Here is a 24,053-nt window from a genome sequence, read left to right as displayed (position 1 = left end):
TTAGTGATTCGTTTTTATTTATATATACTTACTGTTTTTGTATCGATTTTTCTGGTTTCTAATTTATGGTCAGATGCGGTAGATTTTCATGACTTACCTAAGTTAGTTGGAGAAAAGTCTTATGAATTGAAATTGAAAGAGATGGAAATTGAACGAAAAAAAGTTGATATTGATTCAAAAAATTTACGTTATTTACCTTCTGTCAATTTAGAACATTCTCCTTTTTTCGAAGCACTACGAGGAGATGGTTATAATAGAAAGGGTTGGAGTACATCTTTAAATCTTAATTGGAATTTCCAAGACCAGGGAAATACAGTTCTGACCAATTTGATTTTGGAATTGGAATACGAACGATTGTTATTGGAATATCGAGCCTTATACCAAAAAGAGTTGTTTGACCAAGCATTTCAATATGCTGAGACTCTGAAACTTTTAGCATTCTATGATTACGATTTTTCAAATGAATCGGATGCGGACAAACAATTTCAGACTGTTCAAAAACTTTATAAACAAGGAATTGAATCATATTTAGTGACTCAAAACTCTAAAGTAGATTATTTCTTTTATAAATACAACGCAATCAAGTCTAGGTTAGATCAACAAAAAAGCCAATCCATATTTAGAAGAAAGTTTTTATTAAAAGACGTTTCTTTGAAAGAGATTCCAGAACGTGATTACAAAATCCTTCCTTTGGAATCTACTTTAACTGAATATGAAAAGAACTTAACGGATCTTAATTTTGATATTATTTTGACTATTAATCAAGTGAAGATATTAGAAGTCCAAAAGTTGGTTCGGTTCAACGAACTTTGGGTTCCTGATTTTTTTGTGAATGTTTACAACCAGTCCAATCGGGAATCTTTTTCGGGTTTGAGTGGTACATGGGCAAACTCTATGGAAGTTTATGATTATAGTCGAAATGATTTTAGTCGGTATGCTAGATCTTCCGATGCAGATTTTAATGTTGGTGGTAATTTTGGATTTCGATTCCCTTTGTTCAATCGTTGGTTGTCTAAAAACGAATTTGATAAATCTAAAATTGAAATCAAATTAGCAAAATCCCAATCTCAGTTTTTACGCGAGAATACTGGATTGTATCTCTTTGAATTGATCCAACAACATAACAACTTGATAGAGTTATATGATATTTCACGTGAAAGTAAACGTATTGCTGAAGAGAATTATCAAATTATGGAAAAAGCCTATAAAACTGGATCCGCTTCCATTATTGAATTGCAAACGGTTGATAGGCGACTCCGCGATGTAATGCGAAATGAAATCCAAAACCGTTATGATCTAATCCAGCTGAGACTTCAAATCGGTCTTCTTTTAGGAGATACTATGAAGTTCCTAAATAATTAAAGATCTGTTGGACGATTTTTGGTTTCCACGGAATTAGTTTCTCTAATCCCACATCTATCTTTTTTCCATTGGCTTAGAATTTCATCCGATTTGACCTTATTTTTGTAATGAATATAAGGAGTAGTGAGAATTGGTAAAAGAAAAATCGGGGACAACGCTGAATGGAGTATGGAAAGAGTAACAACAAGACCGAGTGTCAGTGTATTTTCATCAAATACTTCCGTGACTTGACGTTTGGTTTGATAGTAGTAGGCCAAACAATCTTCTGTATGGTTTGCCGGTTGAAAAGGAATACTCACACATCCACCAAAACTAAATAAGTTTAAGATTATAATGATTCGGATAAATTTTGAATACATGTTCTAACAGCTTCTAAGTTTGTTTCTTCAATCATTCGATGGAAGTTCCTGACTTTGTAGAGTCCATACAGGAATTCATGAGTGTCCCCTTTTTTTGTAACGGTTCCTTCATTCAGAAGGGATTTGTTTTTAAATAATTTATATTTAAAATCTACAGTATATTCTGCCTCTCTGTATTGAATGGGCCAAATTCCTGTGAATGGCCATAAAACCGGCCAGGTATACCACCAATTGTATTTGTCATTATAATGCGTTTTCATTTCTATATCAATGGTGTAAAAATCGGATGTTGTTTTGGGATTAAGTTCCAGGACAACATTCGAAAACAAACTGGCGGATGTTAGGTGGCCTTTCCAAGCCATACGCCATGCATCTGTATAGGCTCCACGGTCGGCAGAAAGAATTTCAAATTTTCCGATCACTAAGGGAAGGTTAGTTTGTGTTCGGTTTGTATTTCCATTGGGTGAAGGGGGAGGTACCTGGCGTAAATCGACTGCGCAGTGAAATAAAAAAAGAAACGGTAAGTAATAAGTAAGATATCTCATTTTTCAGTGTTCAGTGTAAGCGATTTTAAAAATGGATCAATCAATTTTCCTCACGTCTATATACTTGGATGTGGTTTTCTATTTCCCTTTCCCATTTATATTCCTTTGGAAGAGCTGCTGGCGGTAATTGATTTTGAAATTGGTAGAAAACAAAGTAGTCCGCAGAATATTCTTTATTAGGTAAAAACAACTGAACTTCACTTCGATTGGAAAGATACTGCGGTAAATTCGAAACTACTGATTTTCCAGGAACCAAACTACGAAGGGTAGTTATATCTTTTGTAGAAATACCGGGATTCATATATTCTTTTTTGTAAGAGAAGGATTTTGAAAAAGGACCAAACCAAAAGAATAGAGTTGTTGATACGAGTAAGATAATTTCACCAAACAAAAGTTTGTATTTTTTTGGAAATTGATCCATAACTTCTAGGAAGCTAATTATGATGATGGGAATAGCAATAAAACTATGATGAGTGAATGGAGTTTTGTTCACTTCGTAGGAAGATAAAAGCGAATATAAGAGATAGGGAACTAAACATAGTATTCGTTTATTCTTAAATTGGATAAATAAAAAAGGTAAGTTTAGAAATAAAAAGAGATAGGGAAACAAATATAGATTTTGTAAAGCTGCAATAGGACTTTGATATCGTTCCCAATGTGCAGGGATTTGGTTATTTGGGGTAGGACTTCTCAACTCGCTGAGTAAAAAAATACAGAAGAGAAAATAAAGAAAGGATACAGTCCCGATCCAAAGGCTTTCTTTTTTTTGTGATTTCCATTCAAGCAAGGAAAAAACAATCCAAACTAAAGCACATTCTTCTTTGGCAAACAAACTTAGAATGAAGAAAACGATCCAGTAAGGTGATTTTTGTTTCCAAAAGTAATCAAACAAAAAAAACAAGGGAATCCAAATGACTTCAGGGTGGAAATCAAAGATTTGAATCCAGTAAATCGGTAAAAAAAGACCATATAACAAAGGATAAATCCATTGGTGGAGTGTATCTTTTTTATACAGAGGTAGAATGAGGATGGGAATACTTAAAACAAAAGCTTGGAATATGAGTAAGGTTTCCGCAAAGGAAAATAGGCCATATAACAGAGATAAGGGATAGATATACCAATTGATATGGTCCGCAAAGTAATGGTGTAAATTGCCATCAATCCCAATAGAAGTGACCGCCTTTGCATTATGGATTAAATTATAAAAAAGATTTTCAAAGAGACCAATATCCACTCCCGCACCGATATGTTGGTAACGAAAGATAGATCTTTCTGATAAAAAATAGAATACGAGCATCCACAAAAGTAAGGATGGCAAATGGTGCGGAATACGTTTCATTTCTACTTTGTAAAACTACCGGTGAGTGCAGATTCCGCACATTTCATTCCATCAATTGCCGCAGAAACAATCCCTCCCGCATAACCTGCACCTTCCCCACAAGGAAACAATCCCTTGATACGTATGTGTTCCAATGTATCCGGATCTCTCGGAATTTGGATGGGAGAAGATGTGCGTGTTTCCGGTGCATGGATGATAGCTTCGTTGGTGAAGTATCCTTTCATGGAGGACTCAAATTCTTGAAATCCTTTTTTCAGAGAGTCAGAGATGAGTGGAGGAAGTAAATCAGAAAGAGATACGGAGACAAGACCGGGTGTATAGGAAGTTTTTGGTAGGTCGGTTGAGATTCTATCCTTTGTGAAATCAACCATTCTTTGAGCAGGGGCTTTTTGTGTTCCTCCATTCATTTGGAAGGCTTTCTGTTCAATCGCTGATTGGTATTTAAGAGCAGAAAAAACTCCAAAGGATTCAAATGGTTTGAAGTCATCAAATCGAAGTTCAACGACAATGCCAGAGTTTGCCGTAGGGCGTGAACGTTCTGCACTAGACCATCCATTAGTGACAACTTCTCCGGGTTTGGTGGCGCAAGGTGCAATCACTCCACCAGGACACATGCAAAAACTATATACTCCCCTGCCGTTAATTTGTTTCACAAGTGAGTATTCGGAGGCAGGTAATAATGGATTTTTGACATCACAATGGTATTGGATCGAATCAATTAAACTTTGTGGGTGTTCCACACGAACACCGATGGCTAAAGGTTTTGTTTGGATTTCGATTCCTTTTTCGTAGAGTAGTTGAAACATCTCTCGCCCTGAGTGGCCTGTAGCAATGATGACATTTTTTGCAGTCCACTTTTCGCCAGTGAGAGATTTCACTCCCATGATGGAATTTCCAGATAGAATTAAATCGGTGATTCGTGTTTGAAAATGAATCTCTCCACCCGAGGCAAGGATACTCTCTCTAATATTTTGAATGATCCGTGGGAGTTTGTTTGTCCCGATATGAGGATGAGCATCAACTAATATCTGTTTTGTTGCTCCAAATGTAACAAGATACTCCAATACCTTGCGGATATTTCCTCTTTTTTTGGATCTGGTATAAAGTTTTCCATCAGAATAGGTTCCAGCTCCCCCTTCGCCAAAACAATAATTCGAATCTTCGTTTACAATATGATGGACGTTGATTCCTCGTAGGTCTTCAATACGATCTTTTACATTTTTTCCTCGTTCCAGGATAATTGGTTTCTTCCCTAATTCTAATACGCGTAAGGCGGCAAATAATCCAGCTGGACCGGCTCCAATGATAATCACTGGTTCCTCTAAACTTACATTGGGAAAACTAGGGATTGGATATTCCAAAGGAATAAAATCTTCGTTTACATACACATCTAATCGCAACTGGAAGACAACATTTCTTTGCCTCGCATCGATGGAACGAGAGGTGCATTCAATATGTTTAATGGATGTCTTTGGAATTTTGTTTTGTTTGGAAACAAATTGTAGGAGATTGTCTGGGTTTGCGGCAATCTCTGGAGTCACTCTTACATTTAATTCTAGTTTCACGGAAGATTTTTTCCTAAATTAAAAATTCAAACAAAAACCAAAGAAGGCACAAACACCTACAATGACCCACGAGGGAAGTTTCCAAAACATAAGTAAAACAAACCCCAATGCAAATACAAGAAAATCAAATCTATTGAAAATGGCTTCTGTCCAAACAGGAGAATAAAGAGCAGCAATAAGTAAACCGACAACCACTGCATTGATTCCTGCCATCGATTGTTTTAACCAAGTTTCCTTTCGAAACTTTTCCCAAACTGGAAGGACTCCGATGATGAGTAGGTAAGCTGGTAAAAATGCGGCAACCAAACAAAAGACTCCACCTAGAATTCCATTAGGTGCTAGTGTAGATACTGTTCCTAAATAAGCGGTGAAGGTAAAGAGAGGCCCGGGGATGGCCTGGGCAGCCCCATAGCCCACCATAAACAATTGGTTGGATACTAAACCAGTTGTGACTACTTCTTCTTTGAGTAAGGGCAGTACAACATGTCCACCACCAAAGACCAAGGAACCCACTCGAAAAAAACTATCAAAAATGCGTAGGGACTGATTTTGTAAGAAGTTGGATAAAAAGGGAAGAAGAAATAGAATCAGAAAAAAAATGGTAAGTAGTGTATATGAATAAATATGGGAAATTTTAAATCCAGAAGGAGAATGAGGGAGGTTAGCTTCCTTTTTTAAAAAGAAAAAACCAAAAATTCCACCTAACAAAATAGGAAGGATCTGGCCGTAAGTGCCGCCAATGGCAACGGAAAAAAATAATGCGAGTAGTGCCAAACTAATCCTTTCTTTATCAGGACAAAGTTTTACACCCATAGACCAAACCGCATGTGAGACAACAACTACTGCTGCGATTTTGAATCCGTGTAAAACACCTTGGTTCCAAAATTCAGGATACAAACCAACACCAAGCCCGAAAAGAATCATGATGATTGCAGAGGGAAGTGTAAAAGCAAACCAAGCAAGAATTCCACCGAGGATACCTCCGCGAATTTGTCCAATGGCAATTCCAACTTGGCTACTTGCAGGACCAGGTAAAAATTGAGATAAAGCAACTAAGTCTGCATAGGCGGAAGAAGAGATCCATTTTTTCTTTTCTACAAATTCATGTTGGAAGTAACCTAAATGTGCGATCGGACCTCCAAAGGAAGTACATCCTAAAATCAAAAAAGTTTTGAATAGATCCCAATATAGATTCATAAATTTAGTTTTTAAATATCCAATAACAAAGTATTGAGATTTGAACTTTCTTTTTCCTAGTTTATACTGTCTTTCATTAATTTGGCGATGGCCCTTTCATTTTCACCTGGCAATATTTCCAATTCTTTAATTACTAGATTTCGACGTTCCTCGGAATGGTTCTGACTTAGTTTTTGTTTTCCTTCAAGATGAGTGATTTTGATTTCAAAAGGAACAATTCCTTTTTTTAATCCTTCGATATATTGAGTATCTACCTGATCCATTTTATATTTTGAATCTTTGGATTCGAATTTTTTGACAAGTTTCACCAAACTCGTATGAATTTTTTTTGGATCTTCTACAATATTCAGAATTCCTTTGGCATGTACTGCGATAAAATTCCAAGTGGGGACGGCTCGGTCTGTTTCATACCAAGCCGGCGAAATATAACAATGAGGTCCAGAAAAGATACAAAGTACTTCTTTTCCGAAACTATCTTTTTGTGGATTTGGTTTTGCAAAGTGACCAATTAACGATTGTTTGTCATCAGAAAGGAGTAGGGGTAAGTGAGTCGCTATCATCTCTCCATTATTTTCAGAAACCAATATAGAAAAGGAATTCTCTTCAATACATTGGTAAATGAACTCAGTTTCCATTTTAAAAGAATCGGGGATGTACACTGCTATCTACTCCTCTAAAATAAATTAGACTGACTTCCAAAAATAAGTCAAAAATTCCATTTCTTCTACGAAAGCTTCTTTTGCATACAAAGCACGGGCTTCTTTGTTGTGTGTCGAAGTGGAAAGTTCCAAACCTTTTCCCGAATTGGTTTTGGTAAAAGACTTCGCTTCGGCAATCAATTGTTTGGCGAGTCCTTGTTTGCGGAATTCTTTTTTTACAAAAAGATCATTTAGAATGTAAGATCTTTGCATCGAAATGGAAGAAAACACAGGGTAAAGTTGTGTGAACCCAACAATGTCTCCTGATTTTGAATCTTCTGCTAAAAAGATAATGGATTGCCCATGTTCCATTCTATCTTGTAAGAAGCGCGTAGCTCCCGTTATATCAGAAGTTTGTCCATAGAACTGTCTGTATGCATCAAAAATTTCCGAAAGTTTGGAAACGTCTTTATAGTTAGCTTGTCTAATTTTCATATTTGGGTACCAATGAGAAACAAATTCCGGTTAAAAATGCTGTTACCGGTGTAGCCAGTAAAGTTTCCAAATTTGTGATGGCAACTAGATTCCCAATAGTATTTAGTAAAAAAATAATTCCGATGAAACCAAACACAATTCGGATCCAAACGGGCACCAAACCTTGGTTTATGTAATATAAATACCGAAAGCTTGACCAAAGAAAAAAACCGTTTACTAGAAGAGAGACCGTTTCCATTACATACATCTCTTCTAAACTGCTAAGCCTTCCTCCCCAAAGGAATTGGAAGGGAATGAGTTGGAGTAGTGCTGCAACATGAAAAATCATAGTCAAAGAAAACAAAGCGATTAAAATCTTAATTGCGATCGTTCTTGTTTTTTTGGAGGGGTTCCACATATTATTTTCCTAGTGATTGAAGGTAATATACAAAATCAATTTCGGGAGACTTCTCACCTAACTGTGTAATAGCGGAAGTAATCTGGCCTCTATGGTGTGTGCGGTGGTTAAAATCGTGTTGGACCACATCACTGAAAATAAGTTCCGCTTCGAACCCTCGCATGGTTTTATAACGAAAGAGAGTGGGCCAAACTGAATTGTCTAGATCCTGTAACCAAGTGTTCCACTTCTCCAATGTTTGGATCATCCGTATTTTTAATGTTTGGCGGTCTGATTCGATTTCTTCTGCGAGAGATAGAGGAACATATACTTCCCCCACAAGCCTTGAATACCAAACTTTTTCTACCAGTAACAAATGATTGAGAGTTCCATGAATCGATTTAAAAAATAAACCTAGATCCTTTTTGTAATTTTCCTCAGAAATGTTTTCCAGTGATTCATATAGAAGTTTTGTAGCCCAAATATGATAAGCATTGTTTCGTAAGAAAAAATCTTTCATAGTGAATGGTTTTTATTATTATAAAGGGAAATCAATGACTAAATTTGGGCGCCTCGAAATTGTTAGTTGAGTGGAATCTTTTTTGTGACACGACCGCGCCCTACGTTCCAATCTTTCCCTTCGGGAAAGGATTTCCACTGCGGTCGCTGGCGCAGACAAAAATCCTCCCTCCTGAATTTCCGTTTAAACTAATTGGAAAAGGGTTTTTCTTTTTGGATTTTTCCGTTGGTAGTTTTCCTCTGGGAAATGATTCCATTTTTCTGCGATTTGTTTTTGTTCTGGAAAGTTAGTGTATAGGATATCAAAAGAAAAACGATTGGAACCGTAATTCCCTTTGTGAATCAGGTGAGCTGAAAATACTAAAAGATCACCGGGATTGTGTGGGATAAGAATTTGACCTTCCATGTCCGCATTGTTTTTCTTTCCCTCGAGTTCCAAACGCACTTGCCTCTCTTTCTCTGTATCCCAACGAGTGTGGGAACCGGGAATAAGCCAAATTCCAGGATCTTCCTCTAAAGGAATGCGAAAGTGCCAAACATGGTCTTTCTCTATTCGGTTTTTTTGTTCTTCTTCAGAGATTCCGAGGTATTGGATGTCCCTATGCCAATAGGGTAGTTTGTTTGGGTCTAAAGGATTAAAAAAGATCTGTGTATTGAGAAAGTATATAGGATCATTGAAAATCAAATCACAAACATCCAGCAACAAATCGGACTCTATAAATTCAAATAGAGTTTTTCTATCATTTTTATCTTTCATATACTTTGCGGAAGTCAGATAAGCACTATTTATATTCTTTGGATTCTGAAATTCCTGCAACCATTCCTCGTTAGTGCGAATAAGGATTTCTTTTAACAATCTGATTCTATCAAGTGGAATCAGATTGGGAAACAAGTGGTAACCCAATGTTTTTAATTTAGATTTTGTTTCTGAATCTATACCGTTCATACACAGAAAAATTAAATTTGTTTTTCCATATAGTAGTGCGAAGGAATCGTTCCCTCCCAACCCAAAGGATGTCTTGTTTCTTTGATTTGAAAACCTAACTTTTGATAGAGGGATATGGCAGGTTGGTTTTCTGCCGAAACATCCAAAGAGGAAGTTTTATATTTTGTTTCTTTAGATATCATAAAGTTGATAAGTTCTTTGGCGATCCCCTTGTTTCTTTCCGTTTCTAAAACGGCAATATGACCTAAATACAAACATCCTGACTTTGGTGGTTGGATGATGGTTTCTGTTTTGAGTCCTCGGGCCATCACTTTCGGAGCTCGAAGTCCATACACAGAAAGGATTCGAAGGGCAGTTCCTAATGTGAGTGCTAAAAAACTAGGTTGTGAGTAAGAAAGAATAGAACCAACGACCCGACCCTCTATCTCAGCCACAAAATGGTTGGTATACGAAACCGTATTTCCCCGACGAACATACGACGTATTTAAAAAGTCAAAAGCAGTTTTTTGCCCTTCTTGGAATACAAAAGTCCAGGCCTTAGGTCCTGAAGAATAGATGAGTGGGACAATGAAATCCTTATCAGAGGGTATTGCTTTACGAATAGTTAGGTGGTTATTGGTCATTGGTAAGTATTGGAAATTGGAATCCTAAAATTTAGTTAGATAACTATCCAAATTTTTTTTGAATCGCGATGATTCGTCAATAGAGAATTCTATCTCCCGCGCCCCGGATCACAGCGGAAATCCTTTCCCGAAGGGAAAGATTGCAGCGGAGAGCCGGAGATGTGCGCCAAAGGAAAATATAATATTTTTAAACTTTAAAATGTAAACGAAGCAAATACATTGATGAGTTCTCTTGTTCCTAGTTGTGGTCCGTTTAGATTTTGATGGAAGGGTTTACCATATTCGAATCCAAACCGAGCCCCTTGTAAAATTCCACTTGTAACAAGAAAGTTAACACCGATGAGTAGGTCACTCCGCGTTCCTCCTTGGCGGTAGGGATCATTTTGCGGATCCATCTTGGGATCTAAGGTCGCATCCATTCCTTGTAAGTTGAGCCATTTTTGTTTGGCTACTCGGACTGAGAGTGACATGGTTTCGTGCACAAGAAAAGATAACCAACCAGAGACTTCATACCGATTTCCAAATCGATAGTTGTTATCATTTTTTCCTATACGTAAGGTTGCTTGTGATTGGGCTCCCCAGGAAATTCTCTTATAATTCCCGTTATATGACAATTGCGGTAACAAACTATAGGTACCTGTTCCTGGTTGCATATTATAAGGAACCTTTTGTTTTCCCATCATAGGCATATTGTCTCTTTCATCAATTGAACCTGTGGGAAGAGATAGACCCATCCCAGTGAAAAAATTTTGATGTTCTGTTTTTATCAATCGGTAAGCAGTGCTAAAACTTACATCCCCAATACCCGCAGAACTCATAGGTGCGCGGTCAAAATTACTTGATGCCATGGTCATTTTGTTTTTTACTGCCGGAACCATAAACATGATCATCCACTTGTCAGAAATGGAAGTCATAGCACTTACCATGTTCATTTCCATCACCATATCTGTAGGAACAGACATGTAATTGTACTTGTTAGGTGATAAAACTGGAATTGTTGTCCCTAATGGTGAGCTTGTAATCAAACTTCCTGTTGGCATTTGAACCGTGGGGTCGGTGTAAGGAAAATACAAAGTCCCAAGATCGGACAATCCACTGGTTCCCGACTGCAAACCCCACATCTTCATTCCCATGTAACGGTAATCAATCATCCACTTACCTTTTTCATGGATATGTGGATTCATAATTCCCGCAGGAGCTAAAGCGTCGGCTCGGTTGTGTTGTTCATGTCCTTCGTGCCCAGAGTGGTCATGATTCAAATGGTCTTCGTTAGATGATTCATTTGGGTCGTAAGTTGACATATCCGTTTCATCTGTTCCGTTCCCAGAAGATGGATCATCTGTTTTTGTAGCCTGACCTGTTAGTTTGGAGTTAATTTCTTTGTTAGGTGGATTTGATTCCACAGGAATGTTGATTTGAATCTCCGATCCATCGGAAAATAGAAAACGAAAAGGTATGGATTCTTTTAATTTGAGTGGGGATTTGATTCCGAAAAGCATGATATGATACCCTTTCGGAGTGAGATGCACTAAACTTTTTTTTGGAATTGGAATTTCAGAAACTGGAATCATTTTTGTTCCCGAATCCGATGGTTTCATTGTGAATAACTCTACTCGATCCGCTATGTTTGATTTTGTTTCGATGAGTTTTTTTTCTGTATTGGAAGTATTGTTTAAAGTAAGATAAACAACAGAGTTTGAAGAGGATGTATATTTGATATAAGCATTCTCAAGTTTTACCTCTTTAGAAAGAAGAGGAGTGGTCATAATAAGTATAATGATTAAAATTTTAAGTTTCATTTCTGTCATGGGTCCTTTCCCAAAAAATCATACTGGCTACTTGATTCACCAGTATGACAAGTGTTTGGAGAGAGAATTTACATTTCTGTGTTAGATACAATGGAACCGACTGTGAAAGAAGTGATGGTAACTCCATTCAATACAAAACCCAATCGATTGCCACCTGTATACACTGGAACATTCATCATTTGCATGATTGGATAGTAGGACATCGATCCTCTTTCCGTATCTGTAAGTTCCGAACATGGTTTGTTAAAACCATTTAGAAATCTGGATCCACCTGGTGTGGATTGGAAGTCTAGGCAAAATGTATAACTAGTTCCCACGACTGGTATAGGTGCCGCAACAGATCCACCTTTACCAGTGTTGCCAAACACACCCGCTGCATTTTTGTATTGTGTTTGTGCACCGGCAATCAATCGGTATGTGGGCCCACTTACTGGATTTCCTGTTCCATAGGCGATCACATCTAAGCTGCTAGTCGGTGAGTTCAAAATGAAGGATACTTCTATATTAGTTCCTCCTTTGTTTGTTGCAAGCATCACATCATTGTTTGTAAACAGAACAGAAGATGCTGTGGATCCTGTTGCACCTTTGGTTACTTCTGATTGTGTTAGATCCAAATTCCGAAACCCGCCTTCATCACATCCATAGATTGAATATTTTGTTCGAGGTTTGCTTTCTACTTGAGTGAGGTTGCTTGTGATTGCTGTAGTAGAAGAAATGGAACAACCAGGATTGTTGTTTGCTGCAACAATGAGGGCGAGAAGATTCGAAGCATTATTCGCATCCGTTTTATTGGCCATACTACAATTGAAGATGAACAAACACACGAGAGAGATATGAAATAGATTCTTAAACATAAAATTACCTTTGTATAGAAGTCCAAGGACTAAACTTTTGATTCAGTTTGCCTAATTGATTTTGTTACTGCTCCTTATAAGGGGAGCGAATTCGTTACATCTTAGGTAAGGATATGTCTTGGTGGTTTGTCAGGTGGGTGGGAAAAACCTGTCAAGAGGAGGAAGTTTGTCTTGAAGGCGAGGATGATTACATCATAGGCAATTAAGTTATTTAATTTTGTTTCTGTCGTAAAACTAGGATTCATAGACTGAGATTGAAGAATCTTAGTCGCTGATTTTTTCTTGGCACAGGAACATTGGTGAGGACCACTCCCTTTGGTTAGGTGGCAGGTAATCCTCTGTGAAGAATGGGATTCTTCTTCTTTATGGATTTCGTTTTTGGAACCGTGGTTGCAATGACAAATCATAGAAAGGCGGTACATAGACTGGGCAAGTAATCCAGTTTCCAAAAATAGGATTTTACCTATAAAGGGAAGTAAGATCAAAACCGAGGCTATTTGTAACCAACGTTTCATGATGATTGTATATCATTTTACAAGGCACCTCTTAGTTTTTCAATGATCTAAATCAAGTGCACTCAAATAACTCAATTGATATAAATCATACTCTAAAAATTTCGTTTTTGGAATCGTTTAAAAGCTATGTATAGTGGGATGCTGACCCATAAACTTAGAAACAAAATAGTAATGCCGAACACACCGTACAGTCCTAATTGCCTTAATAGTAAGGCACCAGAAAATCCTAGCAGGGCAGAAGAGCTGGTTTGTAAAATTAAAAGAATTCTAATTAAGTCGATCGGGTTAAGTAAAATAACGATTAGAGAGGGAATTTCTATTGGATAGTCACCTAAATACAAACTAAAGATAAAAACAAGGGCATCGAAAAAGATAAAGAAGTACAACCAAACCAAAAGAGAAACAGTTAAAACAATTTCTCCCCTTCGAATCAAAGAAGAAACTAAAAACGCTAGTGCTACAAAGATTGCTGTTAAGAAAATTCCAAAAACGAGTAACTCAGAAAATAAAAATAGGAATTTAGGTTCATTTGAAAAAAGAAAAAACCCAGGAATACCTAAACCGAATAATAATCCGAGGGAAAGTGATACCGTGATTCCTAAATACTTGCCCAAAAAAAGAGAACTTCTACTTACTGATTTAGAAAGTAATACTTCAGCAAAAGGCATCGATTCTAAAAATGACATTCCAGAAAATGTAATAGCGAATAAAGGAATGACAATGAGTGTTAAGTTCATTGTGCTTACGAGCAATCGGATTCCATTCTGATCTCCAAAAAAACTTAAGATCATCATCACAAGGATGAGAATTCCTGAGTAAATGAATACCCATCGACTTCTGATATTTTCTTTGATTTCAAAAAATAAAATTTCTTTCATGGCTTTGTTTTGTATTCCTCATTCCAGAAATTCATTAGTGCCTGATCTAAATCAGTTTTGTTGTTTTTTCTGAGAAAATTTTCCGGAGAATCATCAATCAGAATGGACCCTTCTGATAAAAGAAGAAATCTGTCGGCTAACTCTTGTAACTCCTTTAATATATGAGTTGAAAATATAACAAGAGAACCTTCTTTTTTCTTTTCTGCCAAAAGAGATTTTAATAAATGCGAGATATATGGATCTAAACTGGCAGTGGGTTCATCGATCACATACAGATCTTTTTTGGAAGAAAAACACTGGAGGATGCTAATTTTTTGTTTGGTTCCTCCCGATAGAGATCCAATTTTTTTATCCATGTGGCTATTTAACTCTAAAATTGATAAAAGGTTTTGAAATCTTTCTTCCTCAACAAGTTCTAGTTTTTTAAAAAACGAAATTAGTTCTCTTACTTTAATATTTGTTGGGAAACGAGGCGTTTGTGGCATATAACCGATGGTATGTGGTTCATTGATTTTGCTTTGGAATAAAATTTGTCCAGAACTGGGTTGTACGAGTCCCAGGATTCCTTTGATGAGAGAACTTTTTCCTGATCCATTAGGGCCAATGATGGATACAATATTCCCTGATTCTGTTTGAAAGTTTACATCTTTGACGGCAACAGAGTTACCACCGTAACTGATGGTAAGATTTTTTACTTCTATCATATTCTTTCCTTCATCCTAGGATGTTGGTCTTCAAATTCGATCGGTGTCACAATGGGGAAGGCTTTTTCAATCCCTTGTAAAAAAAGAACCACTGGGGATTCATAAAGCACCATTAGGAAAGGATACACAGCAATCCAGTAACCAAAAAAATGAATGGTTTTGTGGGGAACATCACCGATATGATCTTTGTCCAAATCATAACCTTCATAGTGATCCCAGTAGTTATTTACAAATTCATTGGTAGTAGATTTTGTATTGGTGCTTACATCAAATACATTCTTTATAAAATTATTATCTATAATTTTGTTATAATCAGTATTTCCTAGGATTTTAATTCCCCAACCATTGTTGATAAAATCATTATTCAGAAACTTTATATTGGTAATTCCATCGGCAAACACAGCAATTGTATTCCCTTCGAATCGATTTTTAGACAATGTGCTATCTGCAATATCTTTTAAAAGAATTCCATTCGAACTTTCTCCCCAGTTATCCATAAACTCATTTTCTTCCATGATGATATCTTTACTATACATCACGGCAACACCGGCAGAATTGTTTTTGAAAATATTCCGATTGAATTGGTTATGGCTGGAAGACATAAAATGCATTCCATAACGAATGTTCTCTTTGGATTCATTGCCTTGAATGTCTAAGTTCTCTGAAAATTCTAAATAAATTCCATCACGGTGTTTTTGTAGTTTGTTTCCAATGATTTTGTTATTGCTGGCAGACCAAAGGTGGATGCCGTTCCCACCGAGGACTTCATTTTCTGCGTTTCCTATGGAAATATTATTTTTGAGTGTGCAGTTGGTTGTTTCTGCGAGATAAAAACCATAGACATTATCTTCTAAAATTAAGTTTTCGAAATGGCAGTTTTTGACTTTATCAGCATAAACTCCAGCATATTCGGTTAAATCAGAGATTCCACTTCCCATGATTTTTAAATTTTCTAGGCGCACTCCGTTGGAATAAATTCCAAACACATGTTTTTCTTTGAGTCCGTCGATCACAACACCGGCTTCTCCTACGATTGTGATGGATTTTGTAATTGGTAAAAATCCTTCTTTGTAGGTTCCTGTTTGGATTTTTATGGTGTCTCCGTTTTGAGAAAGAGCGATAGCAGTTTTTACTGATTTTACCGTGCAATTGGAACAAACAGCAATGGTTTTTGCAGACAAAGGATAGATAGGGAAAATAGAGAAAAGTATAAAAGCAAAAATAGAAAAGAACTTTTTCCATGCGAGATGGATGTGGTTGTTGATTAAATGGTGTTTATGATTCAAATTGGTTCTTTGATCAATCCTTTTACTTTTGAAATGGGATAGAGTCTTCATGAGTTTTAAAAGCGGCAAGTCCTGCACCCATTGGCGAACGAATTTTGTCTGAATGAATGATGATTGCCTCGTCTTTCGAGAGAAATTCGTTTGTATCTAAATAGTTAGTGACCCATATTTTTTGTGTTTTTAAGTCTTTGTCTTTTTGAAATTGCTCCAAACATTCAATGGCATCGAAATGGTATCTTTTTCCTTTATAAGTGATGAGTTGTGTATGAAATCGCATATCTACAATGTTCATTGAACAATGACTACATTTCATTTCCCCAACTGTCAATCGTTCGGGATGGACTTCCCCACAGTTGATCAGGCCAACTGTGAAGAAAATACAAACAAGTTTTAAGTTCTTAAACCACATTTGATTTTTTCCTACGATTTTCATCCCAGAGAATATATACCAATACGACGAGGCTAAGTCCTAAAATCATACCACCATACGAAGGATAACTACAAGCAGTAATGTTTAACATTTCCTTGCAACCAAGTAGTGGTGGCTGGTAAGCCATTCCTTCCACAATGATAGGAGCTTCTGGATTTAAGTTGTGTCCGTAGTTATATTCCCATCTCCAAAAATCAGAAAGTCCCACAAGCCCAACAATCACTAGGTTTATGATCCCAAGAATTGCCATCCCCACTTTGGGATAGAGTTCAGTGATAAAGGCACCAAAGATCAGATAAGCAAGAACATACGGCATAAAAAGAAGTTCTGGAATGGATTCCGAAACGATCTCTTGCATACCAATGTAATGATTCAGAAGGTTGATGTTTTTTAAATCATAAGGTGTGGCACCGGTGATTTTATTGATCCAAATTTGCATTCCGAGTCCCTCGGGGTACTGTGGAGCCGAAATGGATATGGACCAAATGGGAATCAAATACACCAAAATCAGAACTAAACCGACCCCTAAGATTAGGAGCCGGTTTCTTTTACTTAACGTTTGGAAAAGTAAAGTTTTCATACAAGTTATGGACTAACTCGGATGTACTGTTGCATCTCTTGGTGTAGAGCAGAACAGAAGTCTGTGCAGTAGAAAGGATAAACTCCTGGTTTTGGAGCAACCCATTTAAAGGTTCTAGTTTCACCTGGCATGATAAGAAGGTTTGTCATGTTAGGTGCTCCACCAATCGCAAATCCGTGAGGAATATCATAATCTTGTTCCAAGTTGGTTACGTGGAAGTATAGAGTTTCCCCAGTTCTTGCTTCAATGATATCCGGTTTGAAGTGAGAACGAATCGCAGTCATGTAGATATGGACAGTACTTCCTAATCTTACAATTTTTGCATCATTCTCATTTTTGGTCGCATACGGATGTTTGTTTTCTTCCAAAGGAAAGAGTTTTGCTGTTTTATCCATAAGCAGTTTTGCCGGAATCATTTGTGAATAGTGTGGTTCTCCCACAGTAGGGAAGTCTGACAACAATTCCGCTTTACCAGAAGAGATGTCATAGAGTTGCGCACTTTGCGGTAACTCCATACCTACAGGCAGATATCTGTCTTTAGTGATTTTGTTCATGGCAATCAGATACTTACCGTAAGGCTCTGAAGAACTACCACCAACGATAGATAAGTGACCAACACTATAATAAGCAGGTAGATGTTGTACCACTTCCCATGTGCCGAGTTTCCATTTTACAACTTCAGAACTTACGAAACAAGAAGTATAGGCATACCCTTGACCGTCGAACTCAGTATGTAATGGACCAAGACATGGTTTTTGTACTTCACCAGCAAGTGTAGATTCATATTTAAGAACTGGAATTCCTTCGATTTCAGTCGAATGGTGTTCCTTTTTGTCTTTCACTTCCATCATTTTGCTAAAGGAGTGAACTGGGATTACGGATGCTAACTTTCCACCACCGACAATGTATTCTCCTGTAGAGTCAACGTCAGTTCCATGTGGACTTTTTGGTGTTGGCATGTAATACATCATACCTGGACAATCCTTCGGATTCAACATCTTCACACCGCTTAACTTAGTAGAAACGGCTGGTTTGTTTTCATCGTGGAAGTTGTTTACGTATTCACCACCAAAGTTGTAAGCCTTTCCTTGGTCTTTACATTCTTTAGCACGAACCCAGTTGAATGCTAAGATAAAGTCTTTATCTTTTTTAGAAGCACCAACTTCTAACATTTTGTGTGCTTGTTCAGAGTTGTAACTACTGAAGAAACACCAGTCATGGGATTTCTTTTTACCACAATGGGATAAGTCATAGTTAAACCCAGGAACAAGAACTTGCAATTCAATGGAAAGTCTTCCTGTGTTTTTATCCACTTTCACCATAGTGACAGTTCCTTTGAACCCACCTTTGGAGAAACTGTCGATAGCAACGCTTGCTTGCGGAACAGGAACCGAGAATCTAGTTGCTGCCATCAAATACTCTGTATTTTCTGTTGCAAACGGAGATGCGTGGTTACCGGCAGTGTTTGGGATTTCTAAAATCTCTTTGGTCTCAAAAGACTTTAGATCAATCCTTGCAAGCCTTGGTGTGTTGTTTGCATTTAAAAACATCCAACGACCATCTTGTTTTCCATCAGTCATAGATGCTTCTACGTGGTGGCTATCATCCCACGGCACATAACCATGAGTTGTTTTTAACATGTCTTTGGTTTCTTCATCAAACCCATATCCGTTTTCTGGAAACACAGAAAACACTGGAATGATCTTGAACAACCGTGCAGATGGAATTCCGTAAACGGACATCTGACCACTAAACCCACCAGATAAAAAGGCGTATACTTCGTCCTTTTCACCTGGAGCCACATACACTCTAGAAGCAGCATCGGAAGCAAGTGTTGCCGTAGCTGCACCCTTTTTGCAATTCGGAACGAATGCCATAAGGGTGATTCCAAGTGTAACGAGTATTAAATTTGATTTTTTTAACATATAGTTACCTATTTTAAATCCATCTTGCGGAAGTACTCGAGGATCTCTCGTGCTTCTTCTTCCTTAATATTTTGAAAAGTCATTTGAGTTAAGTGTTCACCGAGTAACTCTTGTCCGATGGGATCTTTTTGAGTCATCTCCACTGGATTTAGGATCATATTCATAATCCATTCGGGAGTTCTGCGGAGTGTAACATCTTGAAGAGCAGGTCCTACAACCTTTTCTTCGAATTTGTGACAAGCGGAACACTTGGCTTCAAATTGTTTTTTTCCACGATCTGCCATTGACTGGTCTAAAGCTCCCAGGGTGACAGATTTTACTGGTCCTATCCCTTTGGAACCCGCATTAGATGCTGGTGCTTCTTCTGTTTTGTCTCCTCCACAGGATATGATTGTCATACTGATTAAGAGTCCTACTATAAGTCCGAATTTGATTCGGTAGTGTACTCCGGTTAATATTGAAAGGTTCATCTTAAATACTCCTTAGTATTTTAGTATTTATCATTTCTTTGCAGGTGGTAGTAACACTGTGTCAACTACGTGGATGATCCCGTTAGTTGCAGGAATGGATGCAACAATGGTGGCACCATTGATCAAAACCTTTCCATTTTTTAAGGAAACTTTAGTGTGACCTCCATTTGCCATTCCGAGTTCGTCATCTTTACCAGTGAACTCAGACTTCAAAATGGATTCGGTTAAGTTACCCACTACAACATGGTATTCTAATATGTTCTTCAATGCATCTTTTTGGCTTGGTTTTAGAAGATCATCTACAGTTCCTGCAGGTAACTTTGCAAATGCATCGTTTGTTGGTGCGAACACAGTGAACGGTCCTTGGTTAGCAAGGGAATCCACAAGGCCCGCAGCTTGGACAGCTGCAACCAGGGTAGTATGGTCTTTTGAACCTACTGCAATTTTTAGTACATCTTGTTGTGATTTGTCATCGGCAACTGCAGAAATTCCTTTGCCAGAATTGGAGTCTTCATCCTTTCCGCAAGAAACACCAGCTAGCGAAAGACAGGTGACAATTGTAATCATGGTTAATTGAAAAAATTTTTTGTTCATTGGATACCGCCCACTCATTGGTTCACCTACCATTTAATGCCAGATCGTCTGAATATGTATTGATCTAAATCAAGATGGCAGGAATCATAAACATTGATTTTTATCAATACATAGATCGGTTGTCAGTAACTTTTTTGGGTTTGGTTATCGAGAAAGCGGTTCAGACTGCTTTGAATCCCCAGAACGATTCGTTCTATAAATTAATTTATAATGATTCTAATTCTAATCATGACTTAGGGAAACCTTCACTTTCCTTGTTGTCGGGATTAATCACTTGTCCTCTTTGGGCGCTGCAAAATCCTGAAAGAACGAGGCTCTTATGATAGCGCATTGGGATTCGAAGTATGAAACGAATATTTCCGAGATTGATTCTCAACATAAAAAACTCTTTCGGTTAATTAACAATATCGAAACGGTTTACGAAGAAAACAAACACCACCTTTCAGGAAAATCGAAGGTGTTACTCGATGCAGTTTCTGAACTAGAGGATTATACTCTCAGTCATTTTTTGATTGAAGAACGTGTGATGGAACTCAACCAATATCCGAATCTAGAAGCACATATCAACCAACACAATAAGTTCACAGATAAAATATTGGATTTAAAAAATCGTTTGGGTCAGGGGAATTTACTTTCCAATGATGAATTATTGGATACTTTCTTTAAAGACTTAATTGATTTTTTACGGGCGTGGCTTACCAATCATATCTTGAAAGAAGATTTAGATTACAAACCTTTCATTAAGTTTAGTATATAATCATTTTCTTTTTGAATTTACTTTGTTCATTCAAAGTACAATGAATGTTTGGATATTTTTTCGATAAGTTCTGATTTTGCTTTTTTAGCCAAATCGATATCGTTTCCTTTCATTATACGCACTTCTTCTAATAATAAATTTATATAATTATGTAACTCTTCATGTCCTTGGCCTGACATTGTACAAGAGGATTGGATTTCATTGATAATGGATAAAATTTGATCAGCTTGTTTATGGTAGTCCTCTAGTGATTCAAGAGAATTAGCATGATGAAATTGTTCGTCCATCTTCTGAAATCCCAACCTTGTAGATTTATCTGCCACCCAAACTTTGCCATTGTTCAGTTCTGGAAGTTTTGAACCCGTATGTTCATGGCACGAGAACGTAATCGTTATTAGGAATAAAATAAAACCATGGAAAATAAACTTGGAAAACTTCATGATACAAATTACCACCCTTGTTTCAGGAAGGAATTGATCTAAATCAATAGAGAATTTTTTTCTGAAGGGATTTGGTTTTAAGTGTAGGAAATGATTCTCACCCAAGCGAGTCTCATAAATGTTAGTAAACCGAAAAAAATTAGGCATTTTCCAAGTAGAGCGAAGGAATCGATTGGGATAAAAAATTTTGTAATTAAATATAGAATCAAACCAAAATTGTAACTAGAAAACATCAACCATGCCTGCTTACTGGATCCCCGGGGATGTTCTGAAAGAAACTTGGGAAACATCCAATAAGCCGTTCCCATAATTAGTTGAATGAAAAATCCCCAAATCAGAATCGAATAATGCAGTGGTAGGAATTTCCAAATTTCAGGATTCCACCCAAAGGCTTTGTGAAACATAAGAAGAGACCCTAACAAGGATCCGAGGATTAAGTAAATTAAGGAAATTCGAATGAGCCAAACGGATTGAATGGGTAACATAGATTTTATTTTCTACTTTGCGGTTCTAATCTTGGCCAAATTTCCAATACAAAACAAAGGATTCCTGCAAATTGCAAAAAGATAGAAAAAGCAAAAGGTACAAGGGAAAGGTCTCTATTTAAATACAAAAAAGGTTCTGAACCAATGCGAAAGATAAGCCCTAAATTTAAACAAAAATAAGCCATCCAAGAAAGATTGGATCCATTTTTCGGAGCTGGATTTTTTCCTTTTGGATACATCCAAAGAGAAACACCCATGATAATCTGCGTAATCCATCCAAGAGCAATCATGTGCCAATAAACAGGCATTAAATGAATTTCCCAGTTAGATCCTGGAAATTCAGAGAGAGCATAAACTAAAACTCCGCACAACAAATACAACATTCCAGATTTGATAAAGTATCTTGAAATCTTTGGCATAGGAAATCCAGTTTGGCCCTAGTTTATTTTTTTTCTGAGTCGAGTTCGATTTTGTAACTGGCGTGGCAAGCGACACAGTTACGCGTAAGTTCATCCATCTCTTTTAAAAGTGTATGAATGTCTTGTTTTTTGCGAATCTTTGCTGCGATTGCATCAAACTTTTCGTGAGTTCCAAATCCCAGTTTTTTGAATTCCACAGGAAGTTTTAAAAGAATCGTTTTTTCTTGGTGTTCTAAACTAGCAACAAGGCCCATACCTACGGCATCGGCGGCTTTTGCTGCACCTTCGTAGTCTTTGTCTGCCAGTCCACCTAGCATTCCATTGACTGCTGTGAGTAGGGCCCTCATTTCAGTTAGGACTAATTGTCGTTCAGCAGGTGTTAGATGAATTGCAGTTCGGTTGTCTAAAGAACGACTAGTGCTTCCGAAATAAAAAAAATACCCAAGTGTGATGAAGGTTACGATCCAAATTCCGATCGCAATTTTTCCAATAGATTTAGAATTCATTTGTTTTGCCTTTTAAATATTTTGTTCCATTCCAAAATAGATACTAAATACACTCATCTGTTTGTTATAAGAAAATTGGAATGGATGAATTTCTTTACTAGAATAGATGGCATGGGATAACGTCCAGTCTGAAGTTTTTCCTCCATAAGTTTTTTTAGGAAATCCATATTCACATGCGATATGGAAAGTGGAGTCATTCCAGGAGATACTTCCACCCATAGAAAGGTGGTGTTCGATACTAGCTCCTAACATGGGACTCACTCCGCTAGCAGGAATTACATTGTTTCCATAACTATACCCCATTCGACTCATAAAACGATCATTCCATTTATACTCGGCCCCAATAGCAAATATGGTTTGGTTTTTCCAATTTAAATTGAATTGAAAAGCATTAGTTTCTACTCCAATAGGTGTCCTCATCCAAACATCCTCTAGGCGAAACTTACTAGAATTAAAACTTTCCGACCAAGGGATGTATTTGATATCAAAGTCGATGATAAATCTGTCAGTGCGATAAGAAATTCCCGCAATATGTTTGTCTGGCCAAAGCATATACCGGGACACTCTTGTACCAAAGGATCTTTCGGGAGCATACCCATCTACTTTCATAGTTCCATCCATCGGTAAAAAATTTCTAGTAGTGTAGGAATAAGCGATTCGGATATTCTCTGTTAGGTCATAAGAGACTCCAATTTTTCCTCCCATGCTATAAGCCGAGTCACTTTGGTAACGGATTCCGCCAGGGATAGTGAGGCTTCTTGTTTCATCTTGGTAGGTTCTTTTCAGTTCCATAAACCCATAAACCAGGTCAAGACCGGCGCCCACGGCAAAGTTCCCTTTTTTGAACCCAGCACCAAACGTGGATTTCATGGTCATAAATCTAAAGTTTAAATCTTCTACTGCTTTTGTGCTCTCGCCGATGACGGGAATATTTGTTCCAAAGGTTTCATTGAGGGTTCGGCCGTCAGGTGTGTGTCGTTTGATATTTTTAAACTGTCCACCCCCACCTCCTTGTGCATACAAAGCAAAACCAATGCTTATATTTTCCGATATAGGTTTGATGATCCCAATATAGGGAAGGACTGCTCTCGGATGTTCGACTGTTGAGTTGCGATAAGAACGACTAGGATCTGGATCAATGTATTCATCATTATATTCGATAGTGGGCAAATGAATTCCAGAACCTAACTCCCATTTGGTTCTTTTGACTCGTGCCAAATGAGAGGGATTCGATTCTAAATCCATCACCGATCCGCCCACCGCTTGGAAGGCACCTCCCATTCCGGCTTGTCTTGCTCCAAACGCTGGCTGCAGGATCCCATGAAAGGCCTCCAGAGAGGGGGAGAGTCTCGGATCCAAGATTAGAATTAGAATGAATAAAAATATGAAAATGCGACTCGAAATCATTTACCCCAATGGATGAGCCAGCCCTTTCGAA

Annotated in this window: 29 protein-coding genes; 2 read left to right on the top strand and 27 right to left on the bottom strand. The window is 37.5% G+C overall.

The window, feature by feature from the left end; translation table 11 throughout:
* The first annotated feature begins 3 nt into the window (after positions 1-3).
* Positions 4-1,362: a TolC family protein gene (locus LEP1GSC195_RS12565; protein WP_015681019.1), complete on the top strand. Its 1,359-nt coding sequence runs from the start codon at positions 4-6 to the stop codon at positions 1,360-1,362.
* Here LEP1GSC195_RS12565 and LEP1GSC195_RS12560 read toward each other — a convergent pair.
* From LEP1GSC195_RS12560 to LEP1GSC195_RS12455, 22 genes are all read right to left on the bottom strand, one after another.
* On the bottom strand, positions 1,359-1,721 hold the full coding sequence (locus LEP1GSC195_RS12560; protein WP_015680524.1) for a hypothetical protein: 363 nt from the start codon (positions 1,719-1,721) through the stop codon (positions 1,359-1,361). The two genes, LEP1GSC195_RS12565 and LEP1GSC195_RS12560, sit on opposite strands and share 4 nt — an antisense overlap.
* Positions 1,691-2,266: an LBF_2127 family putative lipoprotein gene (locus LEP1GSC195_RS12555; RefSeq protein ID WP_015681498.1), complete on the bottom strand. Its 576-nt coding sequence runs from the start codon at positions 2,264-2,266 to the stop codon at positions 1,691-1,693. The genes LEP1GSC195_RS12560 and LEP1GSC195_RS12555 overlap by 31 nt, the downstream gene beginning before the upstream one ends.
* A 40-nt stretch (positions 2,267-2,306) precedes the next feature.
* Complete coding sequence (locus LEP1GSC195_RS12550; protein WP_015682022.1) at positions 2,307-3,605, bottom strand: DUF2079 domain-containing protein; 1,299 nt, start codon at positions 3,603-3,605, stop codon at positions 2,307-2,309.
* Positions 3,606-3,607: 2 nt separating this feature from the next.
* The gene (locus tag LEP1GSC195_RS12545; RefSeq protein ID WP_015682528.1) at positions 3,608-5,170 is read right to left on the bottom strand and encodes an NAD(P)/FAD-dependent oxidoreductase; all 1,563 of its coding nucleotides are present in this window, start codon (positions 5,168-5,170) and stop codon (positions 3,608-3,610) included.
* 18 nt (positions 5,171-5,188) lie between these two features.
* Positions 5,189-6,367 (bottom strand): chromate efflux transporter, encoded by a 1,179-nt coding sequence (gene chrA, locus LEP1GSC195_RS12540; RefSeq protein ID WP_015682628.1) that lies wholly within the window; start codon positions 6,365-6,367, stop codon positions 5,189-5,191.
* A gap of 56 nt (positions 6,368-6,423) precedes the next feature.
* A complete protein-coding gene (locus tag LEP1GSC195_RS12535; RefSeq protein ID WP_015682128.1) occupies positions 6,424-7,026 on the bottom strand; it encodes an FMN-binding negative transcriptional regulator in 603 nt (200 codons plus the stop codon).
* Between the two features lie 24 nt (positions 7,027-7,050).
* On the bottom strand, positions 7,051-7,500 hold the full coding sequence (locus LEP1GSC195_RS12530) for a GNAT family N-acetyltransferase (protein ID WP_015681659.1): 450 nt from the start codon (positions 7,498-7,500) through the stop codon (positions 7,051-7,053).
* On the bottom strand, positions 7,490-7,897 hold the full coding sequence (locus LEP1GSC195_RS12525) for a hypothetical protein (RefSeq protein WP_015682164.1): 408 nt from the start codon (positions 7,895-7,897) through the stop codon (positions 7,490-7,492). The genes LEP1GSC195_RS12530 and LEP1GSC195_RS12525 overlap by 11 nt, the downstream gene beginning before the upstream one ends.
* Position 7,898: 1 nt before the next feature.
* Entirely contained in the window at positions 7,899-8,396 is a 498-nt protein-coding gene (locus tag LEP1GSC195_RS12520; RefSeq protein WP_015680585.1) for a DinB family protein, read from the bottom strand.
* Between the two features lie 183 nt (positions 8,397-8,579).
* The gene (locus tag LEP1GSC195_RS12515; RefSeq protein ID WP_015681598.1) at positions 8,580-9,341 is read right to left on the bottom strand and encodes a phytanoyl-CoA dioxygenase family protein; all 762 of its coding nucleotides are present in this window, start codon (positions 9,339-9,341) and stop codon (positions 8,580-8,582) included.
* A gap of 11 nt (positions 9,342-9,352) precedes the next feature.
* Entirely contained in the window at positions 9,353-9,964 is a 612-nt protein-coding gene (locus LEP1GSC195_RS12510) for a GNAT family N-acetyltransferase (protein ID WP_015680768.1), read from the bottom strand.
* Between the two features lie 194 nt (positions 9,965-10,158).
* Positions 10,159-11,772 (bottom strand): copper chaperone PCu(A)C, encoded by a 1,614-nt coding sequence (locus LEP1GSC195_RS12505; RefSeq protein ID WP_015682615.1) that lies wholly within the window; start codon positions 11,770-11,772, stop codon positions 10,159-10,161.
* A 68-nt stretch (positions 11,773-11,840) separates the two neighbouring features.
* The gene (locus tag LEP1GSC195_RS12500) at positions 11,841-12,626 is read right to left on the bottom strand and encodes a hypothetical protein (protein ID WP_015681665.1); all 786 of its coding nucleotides are present in this window, start codon (positions 12,624-12,626) and stop codon (positions 11,841-11,843) included.
* Between the two features lie 101 nt (positions 12,627-12,727).
* A complete protein-coding gene (locus LEP1GSC195_RS12495; protein WP_015681160.1) occupies positions 12,728-13,141 on the bottom strand; it encodes an LIC_11090 family protein in 414 nt (137 codons plus the stop codon).
* 92 nt (positions 13,142-13,233) lie between these two features.
* A complete protein-coding gene (locus LEP1GSC195_RS12490) occupies positions 13,234-14,019 on the bottom strand; it encodes an ABC transporter permease (protein ID WP_015681559.1) in 786 nt (261 codons plus the stop codon).
* Entirely contained in the window at positions 14,016-14,723 is a 708-nt protein-coding gene (locus tag LEP1GSC195_RS12485) for an ABC transporter ATP-binding protein (RefSeq protein WP_015681038.1), read from the bottom strand. Before LEP1GSC195_RS12485 ends, LEP1GSC195_RS12490 begins: the two co-directional genes overlap by 4 nt.
* Positions 14,720-16,078 (bottom strand): nitrous oxide reductase family maturation protein NosD, encoded by a 1,359-nt coding sequence (locus LEP1GSC195_RS12480; protein ID WP_015682487.1) that lies wholly within the window; start codon positions 16,076-16,078, stop codon positions 14,720-14,722. The genes LEP1GSC195_RS12485 and LEP1GSC195_RS12480 overlap by 4 nt, the downstream gene beginning before the upstream one ends.
* Entirely contained in the window at positions 16,032-16,418 is a 387-nt protein-coding gene (locus LEP1GSC195_RS12475; protein ID WP_015682029.1) for a nitrous oxide reductase accessory protein NosL, read from the bottom strand. Before LEP1GSC195_RS12475 ends, LEP1GSC195_RS12480 begins: the two co-directional genes overlap by 47 nt.
* Positions 16,408-17,019, bottom strand: a complete 612-nt coding sequence (locus tag LEP1GSC195_RS12470; RefSeq protein WP_015681240.1) for a hypothetical protein — start codon at positions 17,017-17,019, stop codon at positions 16,408-16,410. Before LEP1GSC195_RS12470 ends, LEP1GSC195_RS12475 begins: the two co-directional genes overlap by 11 nt.
* 5 nt (positions 17,020-17,024) lie before the next feature.
* Positions 17,025-18,944: a Sec-dependent nitrous-oxide reductase gene (gene nosZ, locus LEP1GSC195_RS12465; protein WP_015680928.1), complete on the bottom strand. Its 1,920-nt coding sequence runs from the start codon at positions 18,942-18,944 to the stop codon at positions 17,025-17,027.
* Positions 18,945-18,952: 8 nt separating this feature from the next.
* Positions 18,953-19,414, bottom strand: a complete 462-nt coding sequence (locus LEP1GSC195_RS12460; RefSeq protein ID WP_039925906.1) for a c-type cytochrome — start codon at positions 19,412-19,414, stop codon at positions 18,953-18,955.
* 30 nt (positions 19,415-19,444) lie between these two features.
* Positions 19,445-20,008, bottom strand: coding sequence for a fasciclin domain-containing protein (locus LEP1GSC195_RS12455; protein WP_232227786.1), 564 nt, complete (start codon positions 20,006-20,008; stop codon positions 19,445-19,447).
* A gap of 319 nt (positions 20,009-20,327) precedes the next feature.
* Here LEP1GSC195_RS12455 and LEP1GSC195_RS12450 point away from each other — a divergent pair, with 319 nt between their 5' ends.
* Positions 20,328-20,765 carry a bacteriohemerythrin gene (locus LEP1GSC195_RS12450; protein ID WP_002977190.1) on the top strand — a complete coding sequence of 146 codons (438 nt, stop codon included), beginning with the start codon at positions 20,328-20,330 and terminating at the stop codon, positions 20,763-20,765.
* 26 nt (positions 20,766-20,791) lie between these two features.
* On the opposite strand, the gene LEP1GSC195_RS12445 is transcribed toward LEP1GSC195_RS12450, so the two are convergent.
* The 5 genes from LEP1GSC195_RS12445 to LEP1GSC195_RS12425 form a co-directional block, all read right to left on the bottom strand.
* Positions 20,792-21,205 (bottom strand): hypothetical protein, encoded by a 414-nt coding sequence (locus LEP1GSC195_RS12445; protein ID WP_015681194.1) that lies wholly within the window; start codon positions 21,203-21,205, stop codon positions 20,792-20,794.
* Positions 21,206-21,282: 77 nt separating this feature from the next.
* On the bottom strand, positions 21,283-21,690 hold the full coding sequence (locus LEP1GSC195_RS12440) for a hypothetical protein (protein WP_015682776.1): 408 nt from the start codon (positions 21,688-21,690) through the stop codon (positions 21,283-21,285).
* A gap of 5 nt (positions 21,691-21,695) precedes the next feature.
* On the bottom strand, positions 21,696-22,109 hold the full coding sequence (locus LEP1GSC195_RS12435) for a hypothetical protein (protein ID WP_015682461.1): 414 nt from the start codon (positions 22,107-22,109) through the stop codon (positions 21,696-21,698).
* Positions 22,110-22,132: 23 nt separating this feature from the next.
* Complete coding sequence (locus LEP1GSC195_RS12430; RefSeq protein WP_015681798.1) at positions 22,133-22,615, bottom strand: hypothetical protein; 483 nt, start codon at positions 22,613-22,615, stop codon at positions 22,133-22,135.
* Positions 22,616-22,627: 12 nt separating this feature from the next.
* The gene (locus tag LEP1GSC195_RS12425) at positions 22,628-24,022 is read right to left on the bottom strand and encodes an OmpP1/FadL family transporter (RefSeq protein ID WP_015680789.1); all 1,395 of its coding nucleotides are present in this window, start codon (positions 24,020-24,022) and stop codon (positions 22,628-22,630) included.
* Positions 24,023-24,053: the final 31 nt, after the last annotated feature.

This window comes from Leptospira wolbachii serovar Codice str. CDC, assembly GCF_000332515.2.
Classification (GTDB): Bacteria; Spirochaetota; Leptospiria; order Leptospirales; family Leptospiraceae; genus Leptospira_A; species Leptospira_A wolbachii.
The sequence above is the reverse complement of the archived record's forward strand: the minus strand, read 5'-3'. Positions and strand labels throughout refer to the sequence as shown.

Coding starts and splice junctions, on each gene's coding strand:
- LEP1GSC195_RS12520 (WP_015680585.1), bottom strand. CDS start 8,396: ATGAAAGATTTTTTCTTACGAAACAATGCTTATCATATTTGGGCTACA.
- LEP1GSC195_RS12510 (WP_015680768.1), bottom strand. CDS start 9,964: ATGACCAATAACCACCTAACTATTCGTAAAGCAATACCCTCTGATAAG.
- LEP1GSC195_RS12450 (WP_002977190.1), top strand. CDS start 20,328: ATGATAGCGCATTGGGATTCGAAGTATGAAACGAATATTTCCGAGATT.
- LEP1GSC195_RS12435 (WP_015682461.1), bottom strand. CDS start 22,109: ATGCCAAAGATTTCAAGATACTTTATCAAATCTGGAATGTTGTATTTG.
- LEP1GSC195_RS12505 (WP_015682615.1), bottom strand. CDS start 11,772: ATGACAGAAATGAAACTTAAAATTTTAATCATTATACTTATTATGACC.
- LEP1GSC195_RS12445 (WP_015681194.1), bottom strand. CDS start 21,205: ATGAAGTTTTCCAAGTTTATTTTCCATGGTTTTATTTTATTCCTAATA.
- LEP1GSC195_RS12525 (WP_015682164.1), bottom strand. CDS start 7,897: ATGTGGAACCCCTCCAAAAAAACAAGAACGATCGCAATTAAGATTTTA.
- LEP1GSC195_RS12475 (WP_015682029.1), bottom strand. CDS start 16,418: ATGTGGTTTAAGAACTTAAAACTTGTTTGTATTTTCTTCACAGTTGGC.
- LEP1GSC195_RS12490 (WP_015681559.1), bottom strand. CDS start 14,019: ATGAAAGAAATTTTATTTTTTGAAATCAAAGAAAATATCAGAAGTCGA.
- LEP1GSC195_RS12425 (WP_015680789.1), bottom strand. CDS start 24,022: ATGATTTCGAGTCGCATTTTCATATTTTTATTCATTCTAATTCTAATC.
- LEP1GSC195_RS12485 (WP_015681038.1), bottom strand. CDS start 14,723: ATGATAGAAGTAAAAAATCTTACCATCAGTTACGGTGGTAACTCTGTT.
- LEP1GSC195_RS12555 (WP_015681498.1), bottom strand. CDS start 2,266: ATGAGATATCTTACTTATTACTTACCGTTTCTTTTTTTATTTCACTGC.
- LEP1GSC195_RS12515 (WP_015681598.1), bottom strand. CDS start 9,341: ATGAACGGTATAGATTCAGAAACAAAATCTAAATTAAAAACATTGGGT.
- LEP1GSC195_RS12470 (WP_015681240.1), bottom strand. CDS start 17,019: ATGAAAACTTTACTTTTCCAAACGTTAAGTAAAAGAAACCGGCTCCTA.
- chrA (WP_015682628.1), bottom strand. CDS start 6,367: ATGAATCTATATTGGGATCTATTCAAAACTTTTTTGATTTTAGGATGT.
- LEP1GSC195_RS12560 (WP_015680524.1), bottom strand. CDS start 1,721: ATGTATTCAAAATTTATCCGAATCATTATAATCTTAAACTTATTTAGT.
- nosZ (WP_015680928.1), bottom strand. CDS start 18,944: ATGTTAAAAAAATCAAATTTAATACTCGTTACACTTGGAATCACCCTT.
- LEP1GSC195_RS12530 (WP_015681659.1), bottom strand. CDS start 7,500: ATGAAAATTAGACAAGCTAACTATAAAGACGTTTCCAAACTTTCGGAA.
- LEP1GSC195_RS12550 (WP_015682022.1), bottom strand. CDS start 3,605: ATGAAACGTATTCCGCACCATTTGCCATCCTTACTTTTGTGGATGCTC.
- LEP1GSC195_RS12495 (WP_015681160.1), bottom strand. CDS start 13,141: ATGAAACGTTGGTTACAAATAGCCTCGGTTTTGATCTTACTTCCCTTT.
- LEP1GSC195_RS12500 (WP_015681665.1), bottom strand. CDS start 12,626: ATGTTTAAGAATCTATTTCATATCTCTCTCGTGTGTTTGTTCATCTTC.
- LEP1GSC195_RS12460 (WP_039925906.1), bottom strand. CDS start 19,414: ATGAACCTTTCAATATTAACCGGAGTACACTACCGAATCAAATTCGGA.
- LEP1GSC195_RS12455 (WP_232227786.1), bottom strand. CDS start 20,008: ATGAACAAAAAATTTTTTCAATTAACCATGATTACAATTGTCACCTGT.
- LEP1GSC195_RS12440 (WP_015682776.1), bottom strand. CDS start 21,690: ATGTTACCCATTCAATCCGTTTGGCTCATTCGAATTTCCTTAATTTAC.
- LEP1GSC195_RS12430 (WP_015681798.1), bottom strand. CDS start 22,615: ATGAATTCTAAATCTATTGGAAAAATTGCGATCGGAATTTGGATCGTA.